At 66.6% G+C, this 21,831-nt stretch carries 22 protein-coding genes; 16 read left to right on the forward strand and 6 right to left on the reverse strand.

Features of this window, described 5'->3' with window-relative positions; genetic code table 11:
* Positions 1-35: 35 nt before the first annotated feature.
* On the reverse strand, positions 36-392 hold the full coding sequence (locus ACI1US_RS11105; RefSeq protein ID WP_416549926.1) for a VOC family protein: 357 nt from the start codon (positions 390-392) through the stop codon (positions 36-38).
* A 28-nt stretch (positions 393-420) separates the two neighbouring features.
* A complete protein-coding gene (locus ACI1US_RS11110; RefSeq protein ID WP_416549925.1) occupies positions 421-1,470 on the reverse strand; it encodes a lipoate--protein ligase family protein in 1,050 nt (349 codons plus the stop codon).
* A gap of 166 nt (positions 1,471-1,636) precedes the next feature.
* Here ACI1US_RS11110 and ACI1US_RS11115 point away from each other — a divergent pair, with 166 nt between their 5' ends.
* Positions 1,637-2,845 (forward strand): MFS transporter, encoded by a 1,209-nt coding sequence (locus tag ACI1US_RS11115; RefSeq protein ID WP_461640500.1) that lies wholly within the window; start codon positions 1,637-1,639, stop codon positions 2,843-2,845.
* 50 nt (positions 2,846-2,895) lie between these two features.
* On the opposite strand, the gene ACI1US_RS11120 is transcribed toward ACI1US_RS11115, so the two are convergent.
* Positions 2,896-3,783 (reverse strand): alpha/beta fold hydrolase, encoded by an 888-nt coding sequence (locus ACI1US_RS11120; protein WP_461640451.1) that lies wholly within the window; start codon positions 3,781-3,783, stop codon positions 2,896-2,898.
* 40 nt (positions 3,784-3,823) lie between these two features.
* On the opposite strand from ACI1US_RS11120, the gene ACI1US_RS11125 reads away from it, so the two are divergent.
* From ACI1US_RS11125 to ACI1US_RS11170, 10 genes are all read left to right on the forward strand, one after another.
* Entirely contained in the window at positions 3,824-4,777 is a 954-nt protein-coding gene (locus tag ACI1US_RS11125; RefSeq protein WP_461640453.1) for an alpha/beta hydrolase, read from the forward strand.
* Positions 4,778-4,842: 65 nt separating this feature from the next.
* Entirely contained in the window at positions 4,843-5,787 is a 945-nt protein-coding gene (locus tag ACI1US_RS11130; protein WP_461640455.1) for a 2-hydroxyacid dehydrogenase, read from the forward strand.
* A gap of 156 nt (positions 5,788-5,943) precedes the next feature.
* Complete coding sequence (locus tag ACI1US_RS11135) at positions 5,944-7,329, forward strand: glycine--tRNA ligase (RefSeq protein ID WP_416549922.1); 1,386 nt, start codon at positions 5,944-5,946, stop codon at positions 7,327-7,329.
* A gap of 12 nt (positions 7,330-7,341) precedes the next feature.
* Positions 7,342-8,487, forward strand: coding sequence for a lysostaphin resistance A-like protein (locus ACI1US_RS11140; protein WP_461640457.1), 1,146 nt, complete (start codon positions 7,342-7,344; stop codon positions 8,485-8,487).
* Positions 8,487-9,926 carry a hypothetical protein gene (locus ACI1US_RS11145; protein WP_461640459.1) on the forward strand — a complete coding sequence of 480 codons (1,440 nt, stop codon included), beginning with the start codon at positions 8,487-8,489 and terminating at the stop codon, positions 9,924-9,926. The genes ACI1US_RS11140 and ACI1US_RS11145 overlap by 1 nt, the downstream gene beginning before the upstream one ends.
* A gap of 109 nt (positions 9,927-10,035) precedes the next feature.
* Positions 10,036-10,401, forward strand: coding sequence for a YtxH domain-containing protein (locus ACI1US_RS11150; RefSeq protein ID WP_461640461.1), 366 nt, complete (start codon positions 10,036-10,038; stop codon positions 10,399-10,401).
* The gene (locus ACI1US_RS11155; RefSeq protein WP_461640463.1) at positions 10,398-10,916 is read left to right on the forward strand and encodes a phage holin family protein; all 519 of its coding nucleotides are present in this window, start codon (positions 10,398-10,400) and stop codon (positions 10,914-10,916) included. Before ACI1US_RS11150 ends, ACI1US_RS11155 begins: the two co-directional genes overlap by 4 nt.
* Positions 10,913-11,176 (forward strand): DUF3618 domain-containing protein, encoded by a 264-nt coding sequence (locus tag ACI1US_RS11160; protein ID WP_461640465.1) that lies wholly within the window; start codon positions 10,913-10,915, stop codon positions 11,174-11,176. The genes ACI1US_RS11155 and ACI1US_RS11160 overlap by 4 nt, the downstream gene beginning before the upstream one ends.
* 197 nt (positions 11,177-11,373) lie before the next feature.
* Entirely contained in the window at positions 11,374-12,156 is a 783-nt protein-coding gene (locus ACI1US_RS11165; RefSeq protein ID WP_461640467.1) for a uroporphyrinogen-III synthase, read from the forward strand.
* 2 nt (positions 12,157-12,158) lie between these two features.
* Positions 12,159-12,578, forward strand: a complete 420-nt coding sequence (locus tag ACI1US_RS11170; RefSeq protein WP_461640469.1) for a hypothetical protein — start codon at positions 12,159-12,161, stop codon at positions 12,576-12,578.
* A 56-nt stretch (positions 12,579-12,634) separates the two neighbouring features.
* Here ACI1US_RS11170 and ACI1US_RS11175 read toward each other — a convergent pair whose 3' ends face one another.
* Both ACI1US_RS11175 and ACI1US_RS11180 read right to left on the reverse strand, forming a co-directional pair.
* Entirely contained in the window at positions 12,635-13,210 is a 576-nt protein-coding gene (locus tag ACI1US_RS11175; RefSeq protein WP_461640471.1) for a nitroreductase family protein, read from the reverse strand.
* An 81-nt stretch (positions 13,211-13,291) separates the two neighbouring features.
* Positions 13,292-14,191 (reverse strand): LysR family transcriptional regulator ArgP, encoded by a 900-nt coding sequence (locus tag ACI1US_RS11180; RefSeq protein ID WP_461640473.1) that lies wholly within the window; start codon positions 14,189-14,191, stop codon positions 13,292-13,294.
* A gap of 139 nt (positions 14,192-14,330) precedes the next feature.
* Between ACI1US_RS11180 and ACI1US_RS11185 the strand changes: the two genes are divergently transcribed.
* On the forward strand, positions 14,331-14,894 hold the full coding sequence (locus ACI1US_RS11185) for a LysE/ArgO family amino acid transporter (RefSeq protein ID WP_461640502.1): 564 nt from the start codon (positions 14,331-14,333) through the stop codon (positions 14,892-14,894).
* Positions 14,895-15,136: 242 nt separating this feature from the next.
* On the opposite strand, the gene ACI1US_RS11190 is transcribed toward ACI1US_RS11185, so the two are convergent.
* Entirely contained in the window at positions 15,137-16,183 is a 1,047-nt protein-coding gene (locus ACI1US_RS11190; protein WP_461640475.1) for a threonine aldolase family protein, read from the reverse strand.
* A 178-nt stretch (positions 16,184-16,361) separates the two neighbouring features.
* Here ACI1US_RS11190 and ACI1US_RS11195 point away from each other — a divergent pair, with 178 nt between their 5' ends.
* The 4 genes from ACI1US_RS11195 to ACI1US_RS11210 all read left to right on the forward strand — a co-directional run bounded on the left by ACI1US_RS11195 (position 16,362) and on the right by ACI1US_RS11210 (position 21,364).
* Positions 16,362-17,087 carry an AAA family ATPase gene (locus ACI1US_RS11195; RefSeq protein WP_461640477.1) on the forward strand — a complete coding sequence of 242 codons (726 nt, stop codon included), beginning with the start codon at positions 16,362-16,364 and terminating at the stop codon, positions 17,085-17,087.
* Positions 17,088-17,191: 104 nt separating this feature from the next.
* Positions 17,192-19,369, forward strand: a complete 2,178-nt coding sequence (locus ACI1US_RS11200; RefSeq protein WP_461640479.1) for an ATP-dependent Clp protease ATP-binding subunit — start codon at positions 17,192-17,194, stop codon at positions 19,367-19,369.
* Between the two features lie 74 nt (positions 19,370-19,443).
* Entirely contained in the window at positions 19,444-20,349 is a 906-nt protein-coding gene (locus ACI1US_RS11205; protein ID WP_461640481.1) for a glycerophosphodiester phosphodiesterase, read from the forward strand.
* 43 nt (positions 20,350-20,392) lie between these two features.
* Entirely contained in the window at positions 20,393-21,364 is a 972-nt protein-coding gene (locus tag ACI1US_RS11210; RefSeq protein ID WP_461640483.1) for an aldo/keto reductase, read from the forward strand.
* Positions 21,365-21,831: the final 467 nt, after the last annotated feature.

Genomic DNA, 21,831 nt, shown 5'->3' on the forward strand with positions numbered 1-21,831 from the left:
CGGCTGTGGCACCCGAACGGTCTGCGACCTGCGGTTTAGTGGGGGTCGCCGATGCAGAACTCGTTGCCCGCGGGGTCCGCGAACGTGTCCCACGAGAATTCGGACTCGCCACGCTGCCCAAGATGAGTCGCACCCGCGGTGATCCATGCCGTGATCATCGCCTCGCGGTCGACATCAGGGGTGCGGTCGAAATCAAGGTGGAGGCGGTTCTTGCCCGGGCTCGGGTGTTCGACCTTCTGGAAGCCGAGCGCTACCGGCACCTCGGGTGCCCGCACCATGCAAAACCAGCCGTCGGAATCTTGGACGATCTCCCCGCCAAGCCGTTCGGCCCACCACGCCGCGAGCGAGCGCGGGTCTGCTGTGTCGATCGTGATCATGCCGAGTCGGATCATGGGTCACTCCTAGCGTCGTGAAGAGTGGTTACGGCACCCGCCGCAGCCACTCCTCCGTTGAGAACTTCTGTTCGACGAGGCGCTCTGCGGCATCCCACTCGCCCTCGGTGACCTCGCCCATGACGCCGCCATGGCGGCGCTGGAACACCTCGATCATGCGCTCGACGATTTCCTCGCGGGTCTTGCCTGTCTGGCTGCGGAGCGGATCAACTCGCTTCTGCGCGCTCGTCGTCCCCTTATCGGAGAGCTTCTCGCGGCCGATGCGCAGCACCTGTGTCATGGCCGTCGGGTCCATGTCGTAGGCCATGGTGACGTGGTGCAGAATCGCGCCCGAGCCGAGCCGCTTCTGCGCCGCCCCACCGATCTTGCCCTGGGGGCTCGTGATGTCGTTGAGTGGCTTGTATACCGCGTCGATGCCGAGCGACTTCAGCGCCTCGAGCACCCAGTCGTCGAGGTACGCGTACGAGTCGGCGAACGACATGCCGCGCACGAGCTCGCCGGGAATGTACAGCGCGTAGGTGATGCTCGCCTCGGGCTCCATGTACATCGCACCGCCGCCGGAGATTCGCCTGACGAGGGTCGCATCGTGCGCGGCGGCGGCCTCCTCGTCGACCTCGTTCTTCACGGACTGGAAGCTGCCGATGATCACGGCGGGCTCGTTCCACTCCCAGATGCGCATGGTGGGGCCGCGCAGTCCCTCGCCGACGGCGGTCGTGAGTACCTCGTCGAGCGCGGCGTTGAGCATCGGCGTGACCGCTGGTTCGCGAACGATCTGCCAGTCGTAGTCGCGCCAGTGGGCCGCGCCCGTGACGCCGCGGCGGATCGCGATGCCTACCGAGTCCGGCGTGAATCCGAGCAGGTGCACCTCACTCGGGAGCGCGGTGCGGATCGCCTCGGCGAACGCGTCGATTGTCGAGTTTGGGTTCATCCCCTCGATCGCGCGGTTGATGTCGAGGAGCGCCTCGTCGGGCTCGAGGAAGAAATCACCGGAGAGCCTGAAGTCGTGGATCTTTTCGTCAGTGACCTCGAAATCGACGACGACGAGCTTGCCGCCGGGAACCTTATACTCGCCGTGCATGTCAGCCTCCTAGTGTGCGTCTATCCAGGGTACTCCGCGTCGCCGCCCGCGGCCATGGCCCGGCCGGCCGAGCTCGGCGAGGGAGCCGGCACGAGTACAGTGTGAACAATGAGCGGGAGACACAGTGGCTGAATCGATTTCGAAGTTTCTGCTGCGCCTCGCGCCGATGATCTACGGGCCGACGCTGCTGTTTGCGCTCGGCCAGGGCGCGATCATTCCGCTGATCCCGACGATGGCCACGAGGCTCGGAGCAGATCTTGCGACGTCCGGGCTCGTCGCCTCGGCGCTTGTGGTGGGGCAGCTCTGCGGGAATATCCCCGCAGGCTGGCTGGTGGCGAAGGTGGGCGAGCGCTACGCGATGGTGTTCTCCGGGCTGCTCGCGCTCGCGGGTGCGGTGATGCTGCCGTTCGCCGCGAGCGTTCCGGTGCTCACGATCGCGATCTTCATCAACGGGTTTTGCGCGGCGGCATTCGGTCTTGCGCGACACTCGTTCATGGCGGCGCACGTGCCCTTCCACTTCCGTGCGCGTGCGCTCGCGCTGCTCGGCGGCAGCTACCGCTTCGGAATCTTCCTCGGCCCGTTCATCGCGGCGCTGCTGCTGTCGGCGACCGGAAACGATGCGGCAGTGATCTGGTGCCTCATTATCTGTCTTGCGGCGACAGTGTTGCTCGTGTGGCTGGGCCCTGACCCGGAGCGTGAGTTTGTCGCGGGGGATCGCGAAGCGGTCACAGGTGCGGCCACCGCTGGCATGAGCCTGCCGGATGCGGAGGGTGCGAGCGAGGGGGTATTCCGTACGATGCTGCGCTTCCGCTCAGTGCTCGCCCGCCTCGGACTCGCCGCCTCGTCGCTGTCGGCGCTGCGTGCGGCCCGCCAGGTTGTGTTGCCGCTGTGGGGCGTCGCGATCGACCTTGACGCGCAGACAATCTCGCTGGTGGTCGGCATCTCGGGTGCGCTCGATTTTGCGCTCTTCTACGTGAGCGGTCAGGTGATGGATCGCTTCGGCAGGCTCTGGGCCGTCGTACCATCGATGCTGCTCATGAGTTTCAGCTTTCTCGTGCTCTCGATCACGGGAGACCTCAGCTCGGCGACCACCTGGTTCGTGGTGCTCTCCGGGGTGATCGGCGTCGCCAACGGGCTTTCGAGCGGGCTGCTGCTCACGCTCGGGGCTGACCTCGCGCCGAAGCAGAACCCCGCCCCGTTTCTCGGGTCTTGGCGCACGCTCACGAGCGCAGGGGCGGCGGTGGCCCCGCTCATCTTCTCGGGGCTCGTCGCTGTCTCGCCGATCGGCATCGCGACCGCGTCAATGGGGGCGATTGGGCTTCTCGGCACGGCGGCGTTCCTCCGCTGGATGCCGCGATCCTCTGGCCGCCGCTAGGTCACCGCTGGGCCGTCGCGAGCGCCCAATCAGGGCGGAGCAGCACCGGCTTAGTCGCTGAGCTGCTCGAGCAGCCAGGTCGCGACGTCGCTGAACACGGCGTCGCGGTTGGTTTCGTTGAGGATCTCGTGCCGCGCCCCCGGATAGATCTTCAGCGCGACCTCCCGCAGGCCGCGCGCCCGGTAGGCGTCGGCGAGCCGCTTCAGGCTGTCACCGCGGCTGAGCGGATCCTCGCTGCCCGAGACGATGAGTAGCGGAACGTCGACGGCGAGCCCAGCGGCGGGGGTGCCGAAGAGGCGCAGCCCGTCGCGCACGCCGAAGAGTTTGAGAATGTTGGCGTCGAAGCACAGCGGATCGGCTTGGAACGCCGCCACCGTTTCGGGGTCGCGGCTGAGCCATTCGAAGCCTGTCGCGCCCTCCTCGGCTGCCCAGTTCGCGTTGAGCTTGCCGCTCTCCATGTAGCGCGGCGTGCGCAGCGCGCTGCCGGAGAGCACGACCGCATCCCAGAGTCGCGGGCGCTCGTTGAGGATCCGCTGCGTCATCAGCGATCCCCACGAGTGACCGAACTGTGCGACCCGCAGACCCGGCTGCTCGGAACGGATGATTCCGGTGAGCTGGGTGATTACGCCCTCGGCTGCGCGCAGCCCTCCGGGCCCGAGCTTGCCGAGGAGCGAGAGGTCACCGTCGTGCTGCCGTCTTCCGGTCTCGCCGTGCCCGCGGTGGTCGTTGGCGTACACCACGAAGCCGGCGCGGGTGAGGAACTGGGCGAACGCCTCGTAGCGCAGCGCGTGCTCGCCAATGCCGTGCGAGATCTGCACGGCCCCGTGCGGCTCGGGGGTCACTGCGGCGTCGGGAAGCCACGCGTACGCGCTGATCTCAACGCCGTGCTCGTCGGTGTACGTGAAGTCGCGGCGACTGGGCGTGTGCTGGTCGTTCATGCCCCCATTGTCGCGCATCGCGCGCAAATATACTGGGGTCATGCGGAATCGTCTCGCTTGGGCACCGCTGCTTGCAGCGGGCGCACTGCTCGCACTGTCCGGCTGCGTGACAATCGAAGCAGAGGGGGAAGTGCTGGTGGTGGAAGAATTGCGGGTCACATCGTTTGAGGTGCCCGGGCCCGGCGGGCCCTCGGCCGCGGTGCCGAACCGCATGGGGTCTGCGCAGGTGCCGGTTCGCAGCTATGAGCCTGCTGCCGGGGTCACGCCGTGGGCGACGCTCGTCTGGGCGCACGGTGGCTCCTTCCTGCGGGGCACGCTTGACTGGCCCGAGGCCGACTGGGTATCGCGCAGCTTCGCAGAGGCAGGGATCCGGGTGCTCTCGGTCGACTACGTGCTCGCGAGTGACAGCGTGAAAGCGCCGGCACTGTCGAACGATGTCGCGGCGGTGCTCGCGTGGGCAGGTGCTGAGTATCCGGGCCCAATCGTCGCTGGCGGGGCGAGCGCCGGCGCACATCTCGCGGTTCTCGCGACGCTGGATCAGCGCGACGCGCACCCCGATCGCGCAGCGGACGCGCTGCTGCTCGAATACCCGACGCTGCACCGCGTGCAGCGCGCGGACCCGCAGATCGCCGACGCAGTGGCCGCGCTGCCCGAGGCCCGCCGCTTCCGAGCTGACCGCATCGCAGAGATGTACGACTTCTATCTGGGGGCCGAGCCGGCGGGTGTGCCCGTTGCAGGAGAATTGCCCGCCGGACGGCTCGCGCAGCTACCACCCACCATCATCGTGAACGCCGACGCCGACGAACTCCGCGCCTCTGGTGAAGAGTTCGCAGAGCAGCTTCGATCAGCCGATGTGCCGGTTGTAGAAGCGATTGAGCCAGACACCGTTCACGGCTACCTCAACCGGCCGGAAGAGTCACCGGCAGCGCGGGCTCAGGCTGCGGCCACGATTGGGCGGTTCGTGACTGAGCTGCAGCGCGTTCTCGCGGAGTGAGGCGAAGCCGCGACGGCGGGAGAGAGGCGGCCTGCCGTCCCCAGTGACACCCCTAGTATTGGGGCATGAGCGATTTCGTTATGTCACTGCCGACTGACCCGGGACTGCGTGAGGCCGTAGGAGAGATCGACGGCGTCGACATTGTCGAATGGGACCTTGACGGGCCCGCCCCTCGCGAGCAATTCGACATTGTGGTGCCGCCGTACTGGGGCGGCATTCGCCGCCTTGCCGTGCTCGATGACGTCGAGGTGCGCCTCGTCCAGTGGCAGTCGATCGGTTTCAACGGTGTCGACAAGTACCTGCCGAGCCGCTTCCCGCTCGCGAACGCGACGACCGTGCACGAGGCCTCGACCGCCGAGCTCACCCTCGCCCTCACGCTCGCGGCGCAGCGCGGCCTGCCGGCGTTCGTGCGCGACGGCCTCGAGGGGAAGTGGGATCTCCGAACGTTCCCCAGTCTCGCCGACCGCCGGGTGCTGATCGTCGGCTACGGCGGCGTCGGCAAAGCCATCGAGGCGCGTCTCGCGGGCTTCGAGACGCACATCACCAGGCTCGCGCGCTCCGCGCGGGACGAGGTGAACTCGGCGGGCGAGCTTGTGCACGTGCACGGCTTCGCAGAGCTGCACGAGCTGCTGCCGGAGGCAGAGATCCTCATCCTCGGTTTGCCGCTGAGCCCCGAAACACGCGGCCTCTTCGGTGCCGCAGAGCTCGCCCTGCTCCCCGATGACGCGCTCGTCGTGAATGTGGGGCGCGGGCCGCTTGTCGATACCGAAGCGCTTGTCGCGGAGTTGACGGCGGGCCGACTGCGCGCGGCGCTTGACGTCACCGATCCAGAACCGCTGCCCGCCGACCACCCGCTGTGGTCGCTTCCGAACGCGCTCATCACCCCGCACGCGGGCGGCGACTCGACGGCGATGCTGCCGCGGATGGTGGATCTGATCCGCCGCCAGATCGAGCGGCTGCGCGCAGGCGAAACCCCCGAGAACATTGTGCTCGGGGAGTGGGCTGAGTAGCGGCGCAGTAGCAAGACGTAAGGGGCGCGTCTGGGGGTGCCTCGCGAGCCCCCGGGCCCGCTCAGACGGGGCAGGCTAAACTAGATCGGTGTGCGCGTGATTCACGCTGCTGCACATTACCAAGATCCCCGTCTGCCCCTTGGAGTGAAATTCACAATGGCTGAACAGTCCCGCCTCGATAAGGTCATCTCTCTCGCCCGCCACCGCGGCTTCGTCTTCCAGGCGGGTGAAATTTATGGTGGATCGCGCTCCGCGTGGGACTACGGACCGCTCGGCACCGCGCTCAAGGAAAACATCAAGCGCCAGTGGTGGAAGGCGATGGTGCAGCGTCGCGACGACGTCGTCGGTATCGACTCGAGCATCATCCTGCCCAAGCGTGTCTGGGAGGCTTCTGGCCACGTCGAGGTCTTCAGCGACCCGCTCGTTGAGTGCCTCCAGTGCCACAAGCGCTACCGCGAAGACCACCTCATCGAAGAGTTCGAAGAGAAGAAGGGCCGCGAGCCCAAGGACGGCCTCGCAGAGATCGTCTGTGTTGCCTGCGGCACCCGCGGCCAGTTCACCGAGCCGCGCGCCTTCTCCGGCCTGCTCAAGACCTACCTCGGCCCAGTCGACGACGAGGCCGGGCTCCACTACCTCCGCCCCGAGACCGCGCAGGGCATCTTCGTGAACTTCGCGAACGTACTGCAGGCGGCGCGCATGAAGCCGCCGTTCGGCATCGGCCAGATCGGCAAGAGCTTCCGCAACGAGATCACGCCGGGTAACTTCATCTTCCGCACCCGCGAGTTCGAGCAGATGGAGATGGAATTCTTCGTCGAGCCCGGCACCGACGAGGAGTGGCAGGAGTACTGGATGAAGGAGCGCATGGATTGGTATGTCGGTCTCGGCATCGATCCTGACAACCTGCGCTTCTACGACCACCCCAAGGAGAAGCTCTCCCACTACTCGAAGCGCACCGCCGACATCGAGTACAAGTTCGGCTTCCAAGGCAGCGACTGGGGCGAGCTCGAGGGCATTGCGAACCGCACCAACTTCGACCTCACTACGCACTCGGAGCACTCGGGCAAGGACCTGAGCTACTTCGACCAGACGAAGAACGAGCGCTGGATGCCCTACGTCATCGAGCCCGCGGCGGGCCTCACCCGCTCGCTCATGGCGTTTCTCGTCGACTCGTACCGTGAGGAGGAGGTGCCGAACGCCAAGGGCGGCACCGACACCCGCACGCTGCTCGCGCTCGACCCGCGCCTCGCCCCCGTGAAGGCCGCGGTGCTGCCGCTCAGCCGCAACGAGAAGCTCTCGCCGCTCGCACGCGAGATTGCCCAGGAGCTCCGCGAAGACTGGAACATCGACTTCGACGACTCGGGTGCGATCGGCCGTCGCTACCGTCGCCAGGACGAGATCGGCACGCCGTTCTGTGTCACGGTCGACTTCGATTCGCTCGACGACGACGCCGTCACGGTGCGTGAGCGCGACACCATGCAGCAGGAGCGGGTGCCCCGCGCCGAGCTGCACGCCTACCTCGCCCAGCGCCTGCGCGGCGCGTAACCAGGGAGCACGATGACGCAACCCCCGATCGACGGCCACACACCAGACACCGGAGGGTCGCAGCCTCCGGGTGAGCAGGTCCCGCCAGTGGATCCCGCTCACCCGGCGGCACCCGTACCCGGCACCCCACAGCAGTGGGCCTGGGTGCAGCCGCAGCAGCCGCTCGTGCTCACCGAAACCGAGCCGCTCGAGTACCACCGCCTGTACCGCGGTGTGCCGAAATACGCGTGGTGGAAGCCCCTCGCAGTCGTCGGGCTTGCCGCGAGCATCTATCTTGCGTTCAACATCGGGTTCTCGCTCGCGTTGATGCCCCTCCTGGTGGCGTTTGACCCCGACTACGTGAACAACGCAGTCGTATTGCAGGTTGCGCCGCTGCTCGACACGCAGCATCCGCTGTCGATCGTGCTGAACCTTGGCACGGTCGCGCTCATGATCCCAGCGGTGATCCTCGCGATGCTCGCGGTCGGGATCCGCCCGACGGGCCGAATCTGGTCGGTCGCGGGGAAGATTCGCTGGGGGCTGCTCTGGCGCACCACCGGTGCCGCAGTGCTCGCGGTTATTGTGATGAACGGCGTCGGGATCTTCGTCGGCATGGTCATGTCGGTGTTCTCCGGACCAGGCGAGTCCGCCGCGATTGCGGCGGATAGCCCAGACTTCAACACGAACGCGGCAATCGCCTCGTTCGTGATCGTGCTGCTGCTCGTGCCGTTCCAGGCGGCCGCGGAAGAAGTGGTCTTCCGTGGGCTCTTTCTGCAGGTGCTCGGCTCGTGGATGCGCTCGCCGTGGCTCGCCATTGGCATCTCGTCGGTCGTCTTCGCCCTCATGCACATCTACGACATCTGGGGGCTGCTCGCGGTCGGGCTCATGGGCCTCACCGCCGCCTGGGTGACCTGGAAGACCGGCGGGCTCGAAGCCGCCGTCGCAATCCACGTCATCAATAACATCGCGGCCTTCGGGTTCATGGCTGCGGGGCTGAGCCCGGACACGGGGCAGGTCGAAAGCTCCGGCGGCCCGGAGTCGGTGGTTGGCGAGGTCGTCGGGCTCGCGCTGTTCCTCTGGCTGACGGTGCGGATCTTCCGCAAGCACGGTTACGGCCGCGAGCGGGTTGACTCGGTGTGGCGCCCCGGCGCGGTCGCGCCTGCGGGGAACGGAGCCTAGTGAGTCGCGTACTCGTACTCGGCGGCGACCTCTCGGTCTTTGCCGCTGCGCTTGATCTGGCTGAGGTCGGAGTCGAGGTCTGGATCGCCGACGCGACTGTTCGCGTGCCGCAGTATTCGGTGCGCGACGCCGGCGGGCAGGTATCTGGCCTGCTTCGCGAGCTCGCTGCGCCCCTGACCGCGGCCGTCCCCGATAACCCGGGCGCGGCCCCGGAACAGTTCACCCCGCGAGACACGCAGTTGCGTGCCCGCTCGGGCTCCTGGCGACCGGTGCCAGAATCGGCTGTCTGGGGAGTGCCGACCTTCCCGCTTGCCAAGGCGTGCATTGATCTTGTCGGGATGCGTGCCGCGTTCCGGGGATACCTTGACCGGCTGAAGCCGGTGCTCACGATTGGCAAAGAACAGAACTTCGGCAAGCTCATCGAAACCCGTCTCGGATCGGCGATGCGTGAAACCGTGGTCGAGCCGCTGCTGTTCGAAGGGTTCGGGGTGCCCGCCCACGAGGCAGAGGTCGCGCTTGTTGAGCCCGGCCTGAACGAAGCGCTCACGCGCGCGGGATCGCTCAGCGGCGGGGCACTCCTCCAATACCCAGAGCACGTTGTACGTGAAACCGCGGTCGAACCGGCTCGCGGCTGGATCGCGCTGGGCGAGCTGCTCGTAGGGCGCCTTGAGCTTTACGGAGCCGTGCGTTTCGCAGGTGAAGTGCGCTCGCTCGAGCTTGCCGGTGCTGGCGCGGAGGGCGCACACACGGCATCGCCCAGCTGGCGAGTGACAGACGAGCACGGCACCACCCACGAGTTCGATGCCGTGCTCGGCGAGCACGCAGCTGTCGCAGCGGTGACTGCCGCGGCGCACGTGGCCGGTGCGGCGGCGGCGGGAGCAGCGGATCGTGCAACGCTCTCGGAGCAGCTGGCACAACTGGCGCCCACGCGCTTGCGGCAATATGCCGAGATTGGAATTCAAGGTGAGGTGGGAACCGCCGGCGGATCCGGCACCACCGACCTGCTCGCGATGGTCGCCGCCCCAGTCAGCGGCCCCTGGGCTGTGCGCCTCACGAGGGTCGCAGCCGACACCGGAAGCGACACCGGGGGCGACACCGAATCGGGGCGGCTGCTGTTCTCCGGTCCGGTCGTGAATGCGCCCGGTCAGCATGCGGAGCACCTCGCATCCCCGCCTGTCGCCGAGGCCCTTGAGCAGTTCGGCGTCTCCGCCGCAGGCGACACCTCCTCCAGCGCCACGAGCACGATCCGCGCCGCTGCGTTTGCCACATCGGCGCAGCGCTCGGCGCAGCAGGAGGCGCGAGACGCGTGGGCTGCGGAATACCCCAGCCTGCTCGTGCTCGGAGAGGCGCTCCACGGCGGCAATCTCGGCGAAGCCATCGAAGATGCCCGGCAGTGGGCCGTACGACTCCGGCGCAAGCTGACCGGCATCTCCGAATAGCTCAGCAGACGTTGATAGCCTCGCAAGAGGTATGTATATTTCGAAAAAGGAATGTATTGAACCCGGCCGCGAAGAGTAGGCTGGAAGCACGACGGTCGGGAGGCACCATATGAGGGGCAAAGTAGGTTTCGTTCTCGGAGCCGCACTCGGGTATGTGTTGGGCACCCGTGCGGGGCGGGCGCGCTATGAACAGATCAAGCGCGGCGCTATCGCCGTGTGGGAGACGCCACTCGTGCAGCAGGGCGTAACGACGGTGAAAGACTCCGTCGACGACCGTGTGCAGGCTGCAAAGGCCGCGGCATCTCGCGCCGCTAAGTCCGCCTTCGTTGCAGCGACCCAGCCGCGCGCCGAGGCCGCAGCGGTGAAGCCGGCGGCAACGAAGTCCGCCACCCAGCCGGCGGCGACTGAGCGCTCGAAGGGCGAGCAGTCCGAAACCGGGCAGAAGCAAGCATCGGCGGAGGAGACAACGGCATGAGCCGCAAACGCGATGAAGCTGGCACTTTCGAGCTCCTAGCCAGGCTTCCGCAGCAGATCGTTTCTCTCGCGAAGATCGAGTACGACAACGCGAAGCGGGAGGCGCTCGGTGCCGCGAAGAAGGCAGGAATCGGCGCGGCCGGAGTCATTGTCGCGCTGTTCTTCGTGTTCTTCATGCTGCAGGCCCTCGTGATCGCCGCGATTGCGGCGCTCGCGATCGTCTGGCCCTGGTGGTTGGCGGCGCTCACGGTCGCTGTAGCACTCCTGCTGCTTGCAGCCGCCGCGCTATTTGCGGGGTTCAAGCTGATGCGACGGGGCAACCCCGTGCCCGAGGCGACGCTGGGTCGCGTGAGCGGCGACATCGCTGCCCTGGGAGACGTCCGGTTCAACAATGGGGGTCAGGCGTCGGCTACTCAGCGAGCTGAGCCGGCAGGCACGCAGAACGCGCCTGGTCGTGCGCAGTCCACACGCGAGACGCCAGACACCGAAACCTACGGATACGGAGGAGACCGATGAGCCAGCACGATCCACGGGCGCTCGGTGTCGCTGATGCGCAGGCAGCCAGGGCGGAGCTGTATGACACGCTCGGGCAGCTGAGTGAGCGATTGAACTACGCGAAGCGCATTGATGACGCAACCGCGCGCGTGGGGGAGCGTATCCGCGAGGAACGACGCGCCCGGCCGCTCGTGTTCGTGGCGGGCGTGGTCGCCGTTGCCGCGACTGCCGGGGTGCTTGTCTGGTCGATCGCAAGAAAAGCGGGTCGCAATCTGCGTTGACACTTTTGCGCCGTTCTCGCCTGATTATCCCCGCGGAAGCTCGTAACAGCTCGGTTTCGATCCGTGGGAAGCGGGGCTCAGTTTTGCGTCTTGACCTGCGCAGAGCGAGAATAGGTGAACACGCGGCTCCGAGCGGGCCGTATCTTTAAGAAGTCGCCGTTGGGCGGCTCTTGTTCGTTTCGAGTGATGTGGGGTGTATGTCGGATCAGGCTAAGCTGCTCGGCGGCCTCCGTGTGCTTGTTCCGCGCGGTGGGATTTGGGGAGACCTCGTCTCGCAGGCGCTGCGTGACCGGGGTGCCCAGACAGTAATCGCGCCACTCGTGGATTTTTCGCACACCAGCGAGGAAGACAAGCTTGTCGACGCACTGAAAGCCCTTGCCTCTGGCGAGTTCGACTGGATGACTGCGACGAGCGCCACGGTAGCTGACGTGCTCAAGCACCACAGCGCAGAGTTTCACGAGCGTACGAAGGTCGCGATCGTCGGAGAAGCTACGGCGGTCGCGTTTCGCGAAGCCGGATACCCGGTGACGCTTACCCCCGACGAAGACAACAACACCACCTTTCAGCTACTGAAGGAGTGGACGGAGATCGACTCGGGCGAGGTATTGCGTGTCCTCACGCTCCGCTCAGATGTGGCGACTCCCGTGCTCACGACGGGTCTGATCGAGCGGGGCCACAACGTCACCCAGGTGCTTGCATTCCGCACGATCGGGGTGCCCGCATCGGTGCACATTCGCGAGGACATCGACTCGGGGCGCATTAACGCGATCCTCGTAGCCTCCCCGAAGATTGCTGAAGAAGTGCGCAAGCAGTTCCCGCAGCTCCCCGCAGACACGCTTGTCGTCTGTGTGGGCGAGAACACGCTCGGTTCCGCGGAGCAGCTTGAGCTCGCCGTGAACGGGGCCGATCGCCAGGCAGAGGTCGACGCGATTGTTGAGGCCGTCGAGTCAGCCATCGACCACAGCGACATGCTGGACTGATCATGGCGCGGATTGAGGTGCACGCAGACCGGATGGTCATTCGCCTGACCGCGGCAGAGAAAGCCGTCACGCTGCGGCGGCGCGATATCGTACTCGACCGTGCGGCAATTCGATCAGCGATGATCACCGAGGACCCGTGGGTGTGGATCCGCGGGATCCGCTCACCCGGTGCACTCCTGCCGCGCGGCCTGGCCTACGGCACCTGGCGTACACGCGGCGGGCGCGACTTCGTGCTCGCGCGCAGGGGTCGCGAGGCTGTGGTGATTGACCTTGACGTGCCAGAGAACGCGGATGAGAACCGAGGCTGGGTCGGAGAGTTCGACACGTTCTCCCGGGTGATCCTCTCTACGGTGCACGCCGCCGAGCTCGTGCGTGCGCTGCGCCTTGACGGTGCCGCGTTCGAGGCGGAAACCGACGCCTAGCGCGTGCGCACGCGCCGCCCGTGTGCCGGGACGACGCGTGCGAGCCGCAGCGCAGGCTAGTCGTTGACGAGAATGAGCTCGTCGACGCTGAGGCGTGAGCGCGGTGCCAGCTCGCGCTCCTTGAGTGGCTCAGCCAGCTGCTCGGGAACGCCAAGCTTGCCGATGGTCATCACGGAGACCGGCAGGAGGTCCTTGCCGAGCCCGAACGACTCCTTGATCTGAGCGCCATCAAAGCCGCCCATCTGGTGCACGTAGAGGCCCTCGCTATGCGCCTGCACCGACAGGTGCGCGACTGCCTGCCCGAGGTCGTACTCGGCCCAGCGCTGCGGCTCGCCGGTCGCGGTCTCGACCGCGGCGAGGTTCACAACGAGGGCGGAAGCTGATCCTGCCCACTGCGCGTTGAAGCCAGCAAGCGTCGCCTCGATCTTGCGGAACGACTCGCTGCCACGGCGGGCGACGATGAAGCGCCAGGGCTGCGTGTTGCTCGCGCTCGGTGACCAGCGAGCTGCCTCAAACGCGCCGAGCAGGGCGTTCTCGGGGAGAGCGTGATCTGTATCAAAGGCCCGCGGGCTCCACCGCTCAATGAGCGTGCTGAGAATGGGGGTGCTGGTCGTTGCGTGCTTCGCAGACATGAATCTCCTGGATGAAACGAAAATCGGGGGCGAGCGCCCCGCCAAGAGGGTGGAACGCGCGTCACGCGCGCCGTATTCCAGCTAGCTGAAATCGAGCGCGTCCGAGGCTGCAGCCGCGATGATTTCGGAGAGGGTGTCGAGCACGGGCGAGTGCAGATTCCAGCGCTGCCAGTAGAGCGGAAGCGCGAGGGAATTACCCGGTGTGATCTCGACGAGTGTGCCGCCAGCGAGAGGCGTCGCGCACTGGACTGCAGGGACCATGCCCCAGCCCATCCCGAGTTCGATTGCCGTCACAAACTCGGCCGAGGACGGTATGAAGTGCCTGGGCGGGTTGCTCGGCGGCAGCGGGGCACCTGCGTACTCGCGGAGAAAGCGATCCTGGAACATGTCGTGGCGATCGAAATCGATGCGGGGCGCCGCCGCGAGTGCACCCGGCGTCGGCCCGTCAGGCAAGTGGGCTCGAACGAAGGCAGGCGAGGCGACCGCGTGGTAGCGGTCGACCCCGACGCGGGTGGAGACGCAGCCTGGCACGGCCTCCTCAGTCGCGGTGAGCGCCGCCATTGCCTCGCCGCTGCGTAGTTTGACGGTTGAGACGGTCTCGTCGGCCCTGAGTACCTCAAAGCGCGCCCCGGTCGCGGTCGCCGCGCGCGCGAGTGCCGGGACGAACCAGGTGGCGAGGGAATCGGCGTTGATGACGAGTCGCACAAGCGCGCCCTGCGTGCTGCCCTGACCGAGCTCGGACGAGGCATCGTCAATGATCCTGGCGATTTGTCTCGCCGCCCGCAGCACGGTGGCACCAGTCGCCGTCACGGCCACCGGGCGGCTGCGGGTGAGCAGCACGGAACCGGTGCGTTCCTCCATGCTGCGGATTCGTTGGCTGACGGCTGAGGGCGAGACATGGAGCAGGCGTGCGGCGCCCTCAAGCGAGCCTTCGTCGACGACGGCGGCGAAGGTTCGCAGGTGTTCGAGGGGGAGATCCACGTTCCCATCTTAAGCAGAGCTAATGGGGCTTGAGAAAGTTTCGTGACGCTGAAGTAGCGGGTCGGCCACGTCAACCCGTAACGTCGACTCCGTGATCCTCCCTTTTTTCGTCGGTATTGGTAGCGGCCTGTCCCTCATCATGGCGATTGGTGCCCAGAACGCATTCGTACTGCGACAGGGGATTCGGCGCGAGCATGTGCTGCCGGTCGTACTCATTTGCGGGCTCACCGACGCGCTGCTTGAGACCCTCGGGGTTGCCGGTATCGGGCTCGTCATCGAGCGTGCGCCGGTGCTGCTCGAGGTGGTGCGCTGGGGCGGTGTGGCGTTTCTTGTCTGGTACGCCTGGTCTGCTGGGCGGCGCGCGCTGCGGCCCGACGTGCTGGTGGCCGCGGAGGGGGGTGAGCCTCGCCCCCTCAAGAGTGTCGTGCTCGCCTGCCTCGCGATCACCTATCTCAACCCGCACGTGTACCTCGACACGATGGTGCTCATGGGATCGATCGGAAACGCGCAGGGCGACCCCGCGCGCTGGTGGTTCGCGGCAGGCGGCGCGCTCGCGAGCATCGGCTGGTTCTTCGTACTCGGGTATGGGGCGCGTGCGCTCACGCGGTTCTTTGCGACGCCGCGCTCCTGGCAGATCCTCGACGGCGTAGTTGCCGCGGTGATGCTCGTGATCGCGGCACGCCTCGCCTTCGGCGGCATCTAGCGCGGCCTGCCTTTGGCAGCACAGAGCGCGGCCTGCCGGCTCACCCCGCTCGCCCCACCACCCCCGTTTAATCTAGTCCGACCCTTATTTGCCCCACAGAAGGGTCGGAAAGGATTATTGGGGGGAGTGGGAGCTGAGCCAGGGGGAGTGCCGGGAGAGGCGCGCATCCCGAAGGCGGGTGTGCCGCCCGCTGCGCCGCCCGCTGCGCCGCCCGCTGCTTCACGCGCTGCGCTACCCGCCGGCTAGCCGCGGATCAGCGCGAGCAGCTCATCCACGTCGGCCTCCGTCGTGTCGAACGCACACATCAACCGATAGAGCCCGGGCCTGGTAGGCCACGCCCCGAAAGCGAATTGATCCTGCGCGCGGCGCGCGACCTCTTCGGGCAACTCGACAAATACCGCGTTCGACTCCACGGGAAACGCAATCCTGACCGCCGGATCCTCAACCGCGCGAAGCCCCGCCGCGAGCCGGGCCGCCATCGCGTTCGCATGCTGCGCGGTCCTCAGCCAGAGATCCCCGCCATAGAGCGCATTGAGCTGCGCAGACGCGAAACGCATCTTCGAGGCGAGCTGCAGATTGATCTTGCGCAGATATTCAATCCCGGGGGTAGCGTCGGGCCGCAGTACGACCACCGCCTCAGCGCCGAGGGCCCCACTCTTCGTCGCCCCCAGGCTGAGGATGTCGGCACCCGCCTCGCTCGAGATCGCCGCGAGGCTCGTCCCCAGGTGTGTAGCCGCGCCGCCGAGGCGAGATCCATCGATGTGCAGCAGCATGCCGCGCTCGTGGGCGTGCTCGGCGAGCGCGCGAATTTCCGCCGGCGTGTAGCAGGTGCCAAGCTCAGTCGTCTGCGAGATCGTCACCGCGAGAGGCTGGGCGCGGTGCTTGCTGCCCCATCCCCACGCCTCGCGCTCTACGAGCTCGGGCGTGAGCTTGCCGTCGGGGGTGTCGACAGCGAGCAACTTCAGGCCACCCGTCTTCTCGGGGGCCCCGGTCTCGTCGGTGTTCACGTGCGCGGTCGCCGCGCAGATCACGGCTCCCCAACGCGGCAGCGCGGCCTGGAGCGCGAGCACATTCGCGCCGGATCCGTTGAACACCGGGAAGGCCACAGCCTCGTCGCCGAAGATGCGGCGTGCCGTTGCCTGGAACTCGAGCGTCCACGGGTCGCCCCCGTACGCAACCGTGTGCCCGATGTTTGCAGCAGCGAGCGCCGCAAAGATTTCGGGGTGGATCCCTGCCCAGTTATCTGAGGCGAAGGCGTGCGGGTGGGCAGCAGCGTTGTTCTCGGTCACCGTTTCAGCCTAGACCTCCTCGTGGGCACGGAGGAGTGCCCTGGCCGCGGTGGTTGTCGAATCGGGATCCCTCCGCGCTCACTCACGCGACGCCGATGTCAGTGTCGCAAGGTATCGTCAAGCCGAGGCCGAGTTCGGCCGATGGCCGGTTCACGAGGATGGTGCGGGAGGTGCCCGGATGAAGCTCAGTGTGCTGCCGCTGCGGTGGGTGGAAGAGGATCCGGAAGCGCCGGCCGACCGCAGCGCCTGGTTCGCGCAGATCCCCGCGGTGCGACAGCTGCTCGAGGGGCGGCTCGAGTTCGGGTCGATCACGGTGTTCGTGGGCGAGAACGGCGCGGGCAAATCGACAATCGTCGAGGCGATCGCGGCGGCCTACGGGTTGAACCCCGAGGGCGGCACCCACAATGCGCGGCACTCGACCCTGGTGAGCGAGTCGCCCCTCGACGGGCACCTGCAGCTTGCGCGCGGTGCCGGATCCTCTCGCAAGGGCGTGTTCTTGCGCGCCGAAACGATGCACGGGCATTTTGGGTACCTCGAGGAGATAGAGAACGCTCCTCCGGGCGTAGCCGGGCAGTACAACTACCAGAGCCATGGGGAGTCGTTTCTTGACTTTATCGAGTCGCGCGCCCGCATCCGGGGCCTCTGGGTGTTTGACGAGCCAGAATCGGCGCTGTCGTTCATGAGTTCACTCAGGCTGCTTGCGCATATGAGCGCGCTCGCCGCAGCCGGGTCGCAGGTGATCCTGTCGACGCACTCGCCGATCCTCGCCGCCGTTCCCGGTGCCGATATCTACGAGCTCGGTGAGTGGGGAATGCGCAGGAGCTCGTACGAGGAGCTGGAGATGGTCGACAATTGGCGGCGCTTCATGGACGCACCCGAGCGATACCTGCGGCACCTGGAGTAGCGCAATTGCGGGTTTCGTTCTAAACTTGAGTCACATGCACTCAAGTTTGTGATTCGGTGTCAACGCCACCGAATCGCACAGCCCGCTCATCACGAAAGGACATCATGCAGGCAAATTGGCAGCCCGCCGAAGGCGAAGGTAAAGAAAGCGCCCTTGAACAGTTCGGCGTGAACCTCACTGAGGTCGCCCGTTCGGGCAAGCTCGATCCGGTGATCGGGCGCGATAGCGAGATCCGCCGCGTGAGCCAGGTGCTCACCCGTCGCACGAAGAACAACCCCGTGCTCATCGGCGAGCCCGGCGTCGGTAAGACCGCCGTCGTCGAAGGCCTCGCCCAGCGCATCGTCGCGGGCGACGTTGCCGAGTCACTCAAGGGCAAGGAACTCATCTCACTCGACATTTCCGCGCTGATCGCGGGCGCGAAGTATCGCGGCGAGTTCGAGGAGCGCATGAAGGCGGTGCTCGCGGAGATCAAGGAGTCTGACGGTGAGATCATCACCTTCATTGACGAGTTGCACACGCTCATGGGCGCAGGCGGTGGTGAGTCCTCGGTCGCGGCCTCGCAGATGCTCAAGCCGATGCTCGCTCGCGGCGAGCTCCGTCTCATCGGCGCGACCACGCTCGACGAGTACCGCGAGTACATCGAGAAAGATGCCGCGCTCGAACGTCGCTTCCAGCAGGTGTACGTCGGTGAGCCGTCGGTTGAAGACACTGTGGGGATTCTCCGCGGACTCAAGGAACGCTACGAAGCGCACCACAAGGTGACAATCGCCGACTCAGCCCTGATTGCTGCTGCCTCGCTGTCGAATCGCTACATCACTGCGCGGCAGCTTCCCGACAAAGCAATTGACCTCATCGACGAGGCCGCGAGCCGTCTCCGTATGGAAATCGACTCGGCTCCGCTCGAGATCGATGAGCTGCGCCGCGCGGTCGACAGGCTAAAGCTCGAGGAACTCGCGCTGAAGAAGGAGAAAGACGAGGCCTCGAAGGAACGCCTCGCGAAGCTGCGCGAGGACCTCGCCGAGAAGCAGACCGAGCTCGCCGGGCTCGAAGCGCGGTGGGAGAAGGAGCGCGCGACGCTCAACCGCGTAGGCGCACTCCGCGAGAAGCTCGACCAGACGCGCATGGATGCCGAGCGCGCGCAGCGCGAGGGCAACCTCGAGCGCGCCTCGAAGCTGCTGTACGGGGAGATCCCCGTCATCGAGAAAGAGCTCGCCGAGGCAGAGAGCGCGGAGCAGCAGAGTGCTGAGAGCCCCGACGGCGAGCCCCGCATGGTGAACGACCAGGTCACTGATGAAGACATCGCCGGAGTGGTCGCGGCCTGGACGGGGATCCCCGTCGGCAGGCTCATGCAGGGCGAAACCGAGAAGCTGCTCGCGCTCGAACGTGAGCTCGGGAAGCGCGTCGTGGGCCAGGAGGAGGCGGCGCGGGCCGTCGCGGACGCCGTGCGGCGCACTCGGGCGGGGATCGCGGATCCGAACCGCCCGACCGGCTCCTTCCTCTTCCTCGGACCAACAGGGGTCGGCAAAACGGAGCTCGCGAAGGCACTCGCCGAGTTCCTCTTCGACGACGAGCACGCGATGGTGCGCATCGACATGAGCGAGTACGGCGAGAAGCACTCGGTCTCGCGGCTCGTAGGTGCGCCTCCCGGGTACGTCGGCTACGAGCAGGGCGGGCAGCTCACGGAGGCCGTGCGGCGTAGGCCGTACTCGGTCGTGCTGCTTGACGAGGTCGAAAAGGCACACCCCGAGGTGTTCGACGTGCTGCTGCAAGTGCTCGACGACGGCCGCCTCACCGATGGGCAGGGGCGCACGGTTGACTTCCGCAACACGATCCTCATCCTCACCTCGAACCTTGGTAGCCAGTATCTTGTCGACCCCGACATGGAGTGGCCCGCGAAGGTGTCTGCCGTGCAGGAGACCGTGCGGCGGGCATTCAAGCCCGAGTTTGTGAACAGGCTCGACGAGATGGTGATCTTCCACCCGCTCTCTGTCGACGCGCTCGCGCAGATCGTCGAGATCTCCATCGATCGGCTGCAGGCGCGGCTCGCGGAGCGCAGGCTCACGCTCGCTGTCACCCCAGAGGCGCGTGCCTGGCTTGCGCAGCGCGGCTACGACCCGATCTACGGCGCGCGTCCGCTGCGCCGCCTCATGCAGCGCGAGATCGACGACCGGCTTGCGCGCGGTATTCTCGGTGGCGAGATCCGCGACGGCGACGTCGCCCGGATCGACGTGGCACCCGGTGGGGAGGAGCTCGCGCTGCTGCCTGCCACGCCGATCCAATAATTATCACAAAACGGTAACGCAGTCAGATAGGGTGAGGGGCACCGCGCGAAGTTGCGCGGAGTGAGGAGCCCCCTATGCATCGCATTTCACGCACTCAGGCAGTGCCCCTCCCCAACCATCGAGGCCGACTCGCGCTCTACGCTGCGTTCTTCGTGCTCGCCCTCATCGCCAGCATTGGCTCGAACCCCTACGCCGCGAACGCGAGTGTCCTCCAGCTGCACGGCGCCCTCAGCCGAGTCGAGAGCTTCGGCATCATCTCGCACCGGGGTGCCGCGGCCCTCGCCCCCGAAAACACGCTCGCCGCGATGCGCCTCGCATTCGACCAGGGCGTCGACTTTGTCGAGGCCGACATGCATCTCACGGCGGACGGGGTGCCGGTACTCATGCATGATTCAACGCTCGACCGCACGACTAACGGCACGGGCGAGGTATCCGCGTACTCGCTCGAACAGATCAGGCGTCTCGACGCTGGCTCGTGGTTTGGGCCGGAGTTCGCGGGCGAGCCGGTACCGACCCTCGAAGAATTTCTTAACGAGCTCGCGCCGACGAACAGTCGTGCACTGATCGAGCTCAAGGGGGAGTGGCACGACGAGCAGATCGCGGGGGCGGTCAAGATGCTGGGCGAGCGGTACCTGGTGGATCGCGTCGCCTTCGAATCATTCGAGCTCGCCAACCTCGAACGGCTCGCGATCCTCGCCCCCGAGTACGCGCGGGTGATGCTCACCCGCGATTGGAATCGCGCGACGCTCGAAACCGCCGCCGAACTCAAGGTGTCGGCGATCGGTGCTCGCAACCAGGTCTTCGAGCGCGACTTCGGGCTGGTAGCGGACGCCCGCGTGCTCGGCATCGGAACCATGGTCTACACGCTGAACACCGAGAAGCAGTGGGCGAAGGCCCGCTCGTACGGAATCGACCTCGTCATCACCGATGACCCGGTATCGCTCGCGGCGTGGCGTGGAGATCCCAGCGGCGAGGTGTAGCGTCGAAACGGGTGCGCCTCGGCACCGTTGACGAAGGAGTTACATGTCGAACAGGGTTCAGATCGGTCGAAGCGAACTGGCAGTAGCGCCGCTCTCGCTTGGGGCAAATGTGTTTGGCTGGACGGCTGACCGCGACACCTCGTTTGCGGTGCTCGATGGCTTCGTGGCGGGTGGCGGTGACTTTGTGGACACGGCCGACGGCTACTCGGCGTGGGTGCCGGGAAACTCAGGCGGCGACTCCGAGAAGATCATCGGCGAGTGGTTGACGGCGCGCGGATCCCGCGACGCCGTCACGATCGCAACGAAGGTGTCGACCCATCCAGACTTTCCGGGTCTTGCCGCGGAGAACGTGCGCACCGCCGCCGACGCCTCGCTCGCCCGACTGCAGACCGACAGGATCGACCTCTACTACGCCCATTTCGATGACGCGGAGACCCCGCTCGCTGAGACGGTCGCGGCCTTCTCTGATCTCGTGGATGCAGGCAAGATCCGCGCGATCGGCGTCTCGAACTACACCGCCGAACGCGTCGCAGAGTGGTTTCAGATCGCTCGTGAGGGCGGATACCACCTGCCCGTCGCACTGCAGCCGCACTACAACCTCATGGAGCGCGGCTTTGAAGTGAACGGGTTGCGGGCGGTCGCGGAGGCCGAGGAGCTCTCGGTGTTTCCCTACTTTGGGCTCGCGAAGGGCTTTCTCGCGGGCAAATACCGTGACGAGGCTGCGGCCCAGGCCGAGGGTGCCAGCCCGCGTGCGGGTCAGGCGATCGGCTACCTCGACGATCGGGGGCGCCGTGTGCTCGCAGCGCTCGATGCCGTGGCTGTAGAGCACGGCGCCCAGGTCGTGAGCGTGGCGCTCGCGTGGCTGCGGCTGCAGCCGACGGTCGGCGCGCCGATCGCGAGCGCGCGCTCCACGGAACAGCTCCCGGCGCTGCTCGCATCGATGGAGCCCGACCTGTCTCCTGCGGAGCTCGCCTCCCTCACCGAGGCCGCTGGCGTGCCCAGCAGGGTCGAGTAACGCCCGGCAGCGCTCGGCTCGGTACGGCTCGGTACGGCTCGGTCCGGCCCCGCCGCATCTCAACAGCCCCGTTTTATCTAGTCCGACCCTTGCGCAGCGTGGGTTCGGGTCGGAATAGATGAAACGGGGGCTTCAAGCCTTGAATCGTGTCGGCGTTCCGGGTGGTTGCACGGTGCGCGGCTGCCGCGGGCGCTTCGCGCCCTTGCTGTTCACGCAGCCGGGCCCGGGATGAACACATTCCGAAGCTCCTGCGGTCGGTCACGTGCCGCGGTCGCAAAGGCCTCGCCGAGGATGCTCACTGCGCGTGCACACGCCACAGCCCTGTGCGGCTCTCCCAGCTCGGCACCCCTCCCCTGAACCCCTGAACGTCGAAAACATATCGTGTCAGCGAGATCGGGTGACTTCCACGGTTGAACGTATGTCAGCTCGCGGAGGAGGTATCTACTGGCGAGAATGGGCGCGGGAGC

The sequence above is a fragment of the Leucobacter sp. BZR 635 genome, assembly GCF_048061935.2.
Lineage (GTDB): Bacteria > Actinomycetota > Actinomycetes > Actinomycetales > Microbacteriaceae > Leucobacter.